The sequence below is a fragment of the Streptomyces sp. AV19 genome (genome assembly GCF_015999245.1).
Lineage (GTDB): Bacteria > Actinomycetota > Actinomycetes > Streptomycetales > Streptomycetaceae > Streptomyces.
Window position 1 is genome coordinate 1 of the sequence record NZ_JAEAMR010000034.1, and the last position, 7,770, is coordinate 7,770.

6 protein-coding genes and 1 pseudogene are annotated in these 7,770 nt (G+C 64.6%); 1 reads left to right on the forward strand and 6 read right to left on the reverse strand.

What is annotated here, in order from left to right:
* Positions 1 to 69: 69 nt before the first annotated feature.
* The 4 genes and pseudogenes from I5Q34_RS32720 to I5Q34_RS32730 form a co-directional block, all read right to left on the reverse strand.
* On the reverse strand, positions 70 to 1,281 hold the full coding sequence (locus I5Q34_RS32720; protein ID WP_277965763.1) for a methyltransferase domain-containing protein: 1,212 nt from the start codon (positions 1,279 to 1,281) through the stop codon (positions 70 to 72).
* The gene (locus I5Q34_RS35655) at positions 1,278 to 1,406 is read right to left on the reverse strand and encodes a hypothetical protein (RefSeq protein ID WP_267912067.1); all 129 of its coding nucleotides are present in this window, start codon (positions 1,404 to 1,406) and stop codon (positions 1,278 to 1,280) included. The genes I5Q34_RS32720 and I5Q34_RS35655 overlap by 4 nt, the downstream gene beginning before the upstream one ends.
* A 541-nt stretch (positions 1,407 to 1,947) precedes the next feature.
* A pseudogene (locus I5Q34_RS32725) lies at positions 1,948 to 2,428 on the reverse strand (NYN domain-containing protein); the annotation flags it as partial.
* A 1,073-nt stretch (positions 2,429 to 3,501) separates the two neighbouring features.
* On the reverse strand, positions 3,502 to 3,861 hold the full coding sequence (locus I5Q34_RS32730) for a hypothetical protein (RefSeq protein WP_234429887.1): 360 nt from the start codon (positions 3,859 to 3,861) through the stop codon (positions 3,502 to 3,504).
* A gap of 74 nt (positions 3,862 to 3,935) precedes the next feature.
* Between I5Q34_RS32730 and I5Q34_RS32735 the strand changes: the two genes are divergently transcribed.
* Positions 3,936 to 4,109, forward strand: a complete 174-nt coding sequence (locus I5Q34_RS32735) for a hypothetical protein (protein WP_199896136.1) — start codon at positions 3,936 to 3,938, stop codon at positions 4,107 to 4,109.
* A 40-nt stretch (positions 4,110 to 4,149) separates the two neighbouring features.
* On the opposite strand, the gene I5Q34_RS32740 is transcribed toward I5Q34_RS32735, so the two are convergent.
* A complete protein-coding gene (locus I5Q34_RS32740; protein ID WP_234429886.1) occupies positions 4,150 to 4,614 on the reverse strand; it encodes a hypothetical protein in 465 nt (154 codons plus the stop codon).
* A gap of 60 nt (positions 4,615 to 4,674) precedes the next feature.
* Complete coding sequence (locus I5Q34_RS32745; RefSeq protein ID WP_199896137.1) at positions 4,675 to 7,398, reverse strand: hypothetical protein; 2,724 nt, start codon at positions 7,396 to 7,398, stop codon at positions 4,675 to 4,677.
* Positions 7,399 to 7,770 lie beyond the last annotated feature (372 nt).

Here is a 7,770-nt window from a genome sequence, read left to right on the forward strand (position 1 = left end):
ATCGCCGCCACCCTCATCTGCTACCGCAGACTCACCAAATGAGATGACCTCTAAGACGCCCTTGGGCGTCTACCTTGCCTGCCCGGGCAGGTGCATCGAGTCGTTGGTCGTGTGGCGCCCCACGACGTGGTCCGGGGTATCCACCCAGACATGCTGGCCTTGGTTGTCGACGGTCAGGCCAAGACGGCCGGTGCCCGGCCGCCCCAGCTGGTGCCACCGGGTGTGCGCGGCCTCGGCCTCGTCCCACAGCCGACGCTCGCCGTACTGGTAGACCGTGGAGGGTTGTTGGTCCTCGCGGAAGAGGATGCAGGCCCAGGACCGGTCGGCCAGGCCGCAGAGCCACACCGGCTGCCGACCGTCCCGTGGTGTGTCGACGATGACGGTGCAGTCCGGGACGAGGAGACCGAGGGCGAACCGGCTGATGTCCCATTCGCCCGCGAGCGTGTCGGCCAAGGTGAGGACCGTGGTGCCCCGGTCGGCTTTCTCGCGGGACTCGTCGGTCACGTAGTCGGCGTATTCGGGAAGGGCCTGGCGCTGGGCGCGCAGGCTCATGAACTGGACCAGGGCGGTCAGCCGCCCGCTCGCGCTGCGGCCGTCCCGGGCGAGCGTGAGCGCGGCGATGGCCTCGGTACGCGTGAAGCGGGTACCCCACGGCACCACGATCCGGCCCCCGGGGCGGCACTGCTCCCACCATGCGGCCGGGATGCTGTGCACACCGCAAGTGGCGATGATCCGGTCATACGGGGCCCCGGGAGGGTGGCCCCGGAAACCGTCCCCGCACACCACCGTGACGGCGCCCAGGCCGTGGCGTTCCAGGGCGGTGCGGGCGGTGCCGGCCAGCACGGGGTCGACCTCGACCGTGGTCACCGCCGCAGGGCCGATCCGGCGGGCCAGCAGACCCGCGTTCCACGCCGTCCCCGTGCCGACCTCCAGCACACGCTGCCCGGGGCGCACGTCGAGGTCGGCGAGCATCCTGGCGACAACGGACGGCGCGGACGCCGACGACGACGCCACCCGGCCCTGCCCCTGGCCCTGGTGCGCTCCGTCGTCCCACTGCGTCACCAGCGGATCGCCGGACACGGCCGCCGCGCACCACCGCTCCGGGTCCCGCGCCCGGTCCACGACGTCGACCGTGCCGGTCGCCACATGGTGCCGCCACACCACATCGGGCAGGAACCCGGCCCGCGGCAGGTCTTCGAACACGGGCCGCCACTCGGGCTTCAGCACCCCGTCCTCAGCGAGGCGCGCGGCCAACTCCTGCCAGTTACTGAGGGTGTTCACTTGCCGTGCTTTCCTCCGCTGCCAGGGGAACCGCCGTCCGTCGTGGGCGGCTCCTTCGGCGGCTTCCACGGCTGACCCGGCAGCCCGTCGCCCTTGTCATCGTCCTGCTTGTCGTGCTTGCCCACGTCCGCCTCCCTCACCCGAGTCCATACGCGGCCCACCACACTAGAGCCGGCCCAGCACACAGGAAAGACCGCGAGGAAAGCCCGAGTTCACCGGGCACGCCCCTGCGGCGAGCAATGGGCGTCATCCGGTGGCGCGAGGATTCTGGTTGCTGTGGACGAGCGCGACAGGAAACCCCGGCCCCAGGCCAGTCAGTCGCCGGTGAGGCGGTCGGCATACGGTCACCAGCCGACACAGCACAGGCCAGATGAGTGGAGCAGCACGGCGGCCCCGAGGACAGTGCCGGCTGCCAACCATGTTTTCCCAGACGCCACCCCGTACGGGCACCTTGGATTCGAAGCCGGGCTATCGGCCCCGGAGACATGGCAGAAGGACGCCGGATAGGACCATGGGACGCGTCGACGTCTTCTCGTTACGCGGCCGGTGCGTGCGGGGCGCAGCGGCCGCGTAATTCCCCCGGTCCGGGCCGGGAGACGCCCTGCCCTGGCAGAGTTCGAGCGTCCGCAGAGGCATGGGTCCGGATAGGATCACGGTGGCCCCGGGTTCATCCGCTTCCGCCACCAGATCCTCGGACTGGTTGTAGTCGCCGTCGGCGGCCTGCACGGCCCACAGGTGGATGGCCACGCCGTGGTCCTTGGCCGACGTCACTCCGGGCAGGAGGTCTCCGTCACCGGTGATGAGCACGATGTCACTGCAGGCGTGGTTGCGGGCCATTTCGGCGAGTTGCGCGTGCATGGCGGCGTTCACACCCTTCTGCTGGGGCCAGCCGCCGACGCGGGTGAGCATCCCCAGGCGGACGGTGACCCGGGGCATCACCCGCAGGCGCCGGTGCTCCGGCCGCGGCACCCGGTCAGGGGCCCCGTCGAACCAGTAGATCCGCAGGAGAGGCTGCCCCGTGTCGGCCTCCGCCCGCCGGCGGATCTGCTCGATCAAATAGCCGGTGGTCCACGGACAGCAACGACCGTGCGGCACTGCCGGTCAGCAACGTCGCGGCCGCCCCAAGGAGATAGCCTGAGTCCACCAGAACGACGCTCGGTCCACGCGCACTCCCCTTTACTCCCGGGCAGTTACTGCCTGGCGTAGGCCATCACATTGCCCTGCGCCGGCCCGCTTTAAGGGAAACCGCCGACTCGGTACCGTCTCCGGACAAGCCCAGCGGCATCCTGGCCCGCCCGGCCTCCGAGCCCGCGCGCCCATCGCGAGGGGTGAGGGGGTGTAGCGCCAGTTGGTGCTCTGCAAGGCCTCGACTTGGTGCGCCAGTGCGGTGATGCAGGCGGGCGCTCGTCGTCGAGCGGTTGCGGGTGGTCTGGCCCGGGTGCCGGCGGTAGAGCTCGCCGGGTGCTCCTGCATCCAACCGTGGGAGATTGCCGCGGCGTTGAGGACCAGGGCGGTGTCCTGGGCGAACGGGAGGGCCGACCACGCTCCCAGGGCGCGGGCCAGGTCGGTGTAGAGCGTGACGGCGGTGCCCATGACGGGGAGCCGTCCGGCCCTGAGCCCGTCAAAGAGAGCGGTCGGAGCAAGGGCGCCGGGCGCGGGGTCGTGAGGCCCTTTGGCGGTGGTGCCGTCGGGCAGGAGGTCCAGGCAGGACGAGACGACCCAGGCGATGTCACGATTCTCGCTCAGCGTGCGGATGTCATGAGCCAGGGCGAGCGGGTCGGGGAGATGTCGTCGGCGTCGAGCTGGCGCAGCAGCACTCCGGTGGCGCGGGCCAGGGCGAGGGTCGTGCCCGGGCGGCGCCGCCGGGGGGCCGGTGCCGGTGGAGATCCACGGCTCGTCCGGCAGGTGTTCCAGGCCAGTGGGCCCGTCGGCCTGGAACAGCCACTCCATCTCCCAGCCCGGGGGCAGCTGTTGGACAGCCAGGGAATGGTAGGCGTCGCGCACGTACTCGGCTGTGGCAGCGTGGACGGGGGTGATGACGCTGATCACCGGCATGAGCGGGCCTTTCGCTTTTCGATCGTGCCGGGCAGTCTGCCCGCCTTCCTCAGCCGTAGACGGCGCGTGCCGCTGGGGCTCCCGTCGCCCGGGAGGTTCGGGGCGCCGCGTTGCCATTCTGGGCCCGCCGCACGGGATCCGCCCCCGGTCGCGGCCGCCGTCAGCTCACGCGGCGAGAGGCGGGATCTTGCCGGAGGCGTCGGGCACGGCGAGGGGGTGCGGCCCGGGGACGGCCGGTGCGCTGACGCGCCGGGCCCACCAGACACGGAGCCGGTACGGAGGGTGAGTGGACGCCGAGCGCAGGGCGTGCCACAGTCTCACCGGCCGAGGGAGCGTGCACAGCAGGTCGGTGTTGCGCCTCCACAAGGCGATCACGGAGCCGCGGCCGCAGGCACGCACCGCGCGGGCGTCACAGGCGAGTTCGCAGCGCCATACCCACCCGATGTACAGCAGCCGGAGTGCCGCTGCCGCCAGCACGGCGACGGGCAGGGGCAGGCACGCGGCCGCCAGGACCACCAGGAACACCCCGCTACGCTGCCGGGCTGCTCGACGACCTCGATGCAGTCCGGGCCAGCGTGACCCTCCCACACAGTTCGGGGATGGCGGAGGGCCGGGTCACGGACCTGAAGCTGATCAAACGCCAGATGGCGGGCAGGGCCGGCATCCGGTTGCTCCGCAAGCGCGTCATCCTCGTCGCCCACTCCCGCCGCAGCCTCCAATGGCCCGCCGCCGACGACCTTTGGGCGATCACCAGCTACGAAAATCTTGTATAAGCCGAGCTACACCCTCCCCAGGTACGGCCTTTGGGCGGCCTCAGGCCCTGGCCTGCCTCGTCCCGTTCGCAGGCCCGGCGGAAGGAGATCTGCACGCTCCAGCCGACCCAGTGCAGCAGCAGGTCCACCCCCGGCCGGGGGTGCAGCCGGTGCTGAACTCTCCTCGGATCATGTCGGCGATCCGGGCCAGGGTCCAGCACTGGTCCTCGGTCCAGCCGTGCGCGGCCGGGCCCGCGTCCAGCAGGCCCTCCAGCTCCCGCAGTCGGCCGGGGGTGAGCCAGTACCGGGCGCCACCGGGCCACTTCGAGGCCAGGGCCTGCCGCCCGCCTGCCGCCGGGGCCCGGCGCCAGCGGTTCGCTGACATCCGTGCGACCCGGAAACGCCGGGCCACTTCCCGGTCGCCGACCCTGGCCTCGATCAAATCAGCTGCGGCGAAGCGCACTTGCTCGCGCCGCGCCAGTTCCTCAGCAGTCAGCCCACCACCGTCGGGATACCTTATGGTCACGGCATAGCGAACACCACGTCAGGTGTTTCACCAGCCTGGAACCCCCAACGTTAAATATCTCTAGCTGTGCTGTGTTTGCTGGTGGAAGCAGTCGTTGTGCTCGTTCTTCGACCAGCGTTCCAGACCTTTAGCGGTGATATGGCCGGCCATTTCAGTCGAGAGGAATTCGACGTACCCCTTGTACAGCTCTTTGATCTGCTTTTCTGTGAAATCCGGCGAAGACGCCTTCGAGATCAAGTTCGCGATGATGCGCAAGATCCGATACGTGGGACTAATAGAGAGGTAGGTAATATCGCCTTCAATCTCGATCTTTTCCAGGTCATCCTGGAGATCAGCTTCCAGGAGTTCGATTTCCTTCAGCCTATCGAAAATCTTGGGGAGGCTCCTTTCGATACTGGCAATCGTGAGTTCCAAGTTCTTCTTCTTGGCTTCCTCGTATCCGATTGACTGGGCGTAGAAGTGCTCCTTGATCGCTGCCGACATCTGGCTCTCTGGCCGAAGTCCAAGCCGCTTGGCCGCCAGATCCTCAATGAGACGATCACTGTCTTGACGACTCTGTTCAAACTTGCCCTTCATTGCCTTTTTAATGTTCTGAGCCGCTGTCAGATCTGCCTTGAGATTCCGCAGATGTCGATCCCATTCGAGCAGCATCTTACGGAAATTGTCCGGCCCGTTGAAGAAGCGTGCCATCATGTCGTCTGTGGGCGCGAAAACGAGCTTGTCGATTCCGTTCTTAACGCCCTCTACGGCCGGCTTCAACAAACTGCCCACAATGGCAGCCTGGACCTCTTTCTCAACCTTTTTCATGATCTCGTCGATCAGGCCGGGCTTGTCGATGAACTCCAGGGAGGCCTTGAGGTTGGGGCCGATTTCAAGGCCGGGGTTCTGCTCCCGGTGCACCGCAACGATTGCCTTGTTCAGATGGGCAGTATGTACTGCCTGGATCTCCAGGAGGAGTGCAATTTTCGATGCGCAATCGCGTGTCGCGGAAATGATTTTTTGGCGCAGCTCTTCGCAGAGATTTTCATAGGTCGGAACGGCATCCCAGATGAGGCTTTCAATGGCCAGCCAGATAGAAGGCAGCGAAAGCAGGATAGCAGGAGGGAAGGCCAGAGAAGCTATGCCGCCGACAAGGGCCATAGTGTCTGCCGCAATGGCCTTACGGTCACCGTTTTGGATATTGTCTGCCAGCGAAAGCCCATCGGAGATGATGCCAAGGAATACCGCGGCCTTGGCGACGGCCTTGCCTACTGCCTTTGACACCTTTGCTGCCTTGTACAGATCGCCCATCGTACCGAGGGAGGACGATGCGAATCCCGCGAAGGCGGACCCCTTGCCCAACTCGCTCGCTTCGCTGCCAGGCTTGAATGCTGCGTACACGCCCCACGCAGCGAATCCGTTATTGAAAGCATGTGCAGCCACAGTTCCCTTTGTGAACACCGGCTGAACGTCTTCGTATCCGCTCCGCAGATCCACAATGAATCGCTTCGCTAGTTCTGCATTGCGATCAGCGAATCGCGCCTTCACCGCTTCTTCAGCAGCATTCAGTGCTTTTTTAAACTGCTCCATTGAGACTTCTGCTACAGGAACGGTTTTGCCAGCCCATCCTTGTAGGGCGAAATCGCCGAGTTTATCCGAGAGAGAAACATCCTCTGCGGCGTCACCGGAAGAGCTGGGAGGGCAAGTCGGGAGGCATACAGAAACGGAGTCGATCACCTCAATCTCTCCAGCGTCGTTACCGCTGGGCACATCCGAACCGGGTGAATCCGAATCAGCCCTCCTGACGCGGAAATCCCGAGGTGCCGGGTACTCGCTCTCTGGGCAGTCGCTCTCGATGGGGCGAATGTAAACACTGGCTACGCAATCACCGCTCGCGAAAAATTGCTCGATGTTCCTTACCTTGCCCCCGAGGGTGCATTCAATGACGTAGTCATTACCGTCGGCCGGAATTATCACCTCACCAGAGAGCCCTCGGCCGGTTCCATTCACCGTGAAATGCTCACTCCATGACGAAGTCGGTTTTACCGACACTTCTGCCACAAGTGCGGTGAATTTCTCATTCTTCTCCGCCCCGAAGATGACATGGCCACCCTTGAGGTAGGTGACGCCGAACATGGGCTCCTCAATCCGGGATTCGTTGCCCTCGAAGAAGAGATCACGCCTTTGCCAGCGAGTTTCGGTGCTCTTCGTATAGTTGCGTTCGCCGTTTTCCCAGCTCACGTAATATTCGCCCCTGTCCAGGCCACGGGTGAGCCAAATCTTAGGCGGTTTGGGTGCGGCTGGTTCGGGTGTGGCCCCGAGGATACGGGTAAGCTCGTCGAGAACAGAATTTTGATAGTAGCCTTCAGAGGCTTCTCCCTCGATGGGGCGGAAATTGAAGAGGGCATTGCGATAGCCATTCAAAAGGTCTTCCATGGAGACTCCGGGAAGCTCATTGGAAGAGAACTTCAGAGAGTACTCGCGGCCGTCAGCTGGAACCATGCAACGCCACGGACCCGGGAAAGCAGGATTCATGCCGGGATCGACACGCAGCTCGAGTTCAATTTTACTGAATTTGCTGTTCTCGGCACAGGAAAAAACTAGATTACCATCCTCAAGTTCCGGCTTGATGGAAACCTGATCCGGGCGCCATATAACGCTGCCGTCCTGACCAGGGGAGTTCTGCCAGGACATCAAGCGTTCGTACCTGAAGCCAGTGTCATCCAGGTCTCGCTCATCATTCACGAAAACCACAGCAGTTTGGGCATAGCCTTTTTCTGCCTTCTTGGACAGGATCTCGGGCATTTTCCCTCAATTTCAGGATTGGGTTTTGATTCCGGATATTCCGTGCAGGCCACCGCAGTGAAGCCCTCGGTAACTCTGTACGGACAAGGCGTGTCTCGCACCGTGCAGTCGGCGAGTCGCTCAACACTCGGGCAAGATACGTATCTCTGAGGCCTCAGAGTTGCTTGCTCCCGAGGTTAGGGTTTTCATGCCTTCCAGCCTGTCGCCCGCAGGTTGACTCCCGGTTCCTAAGGTCAACAAAAGCCGTCCTGGATGATGCGGCGCCGGTAATGCTATTGGTTGTGCAGTCGTGAACCAGCACCTACAGCTTCTTCGAACAGTGAGCTCTTTCAGCGTTGCCGCTCCAGGGTGAGGACGGCCGCGGCGATGGAC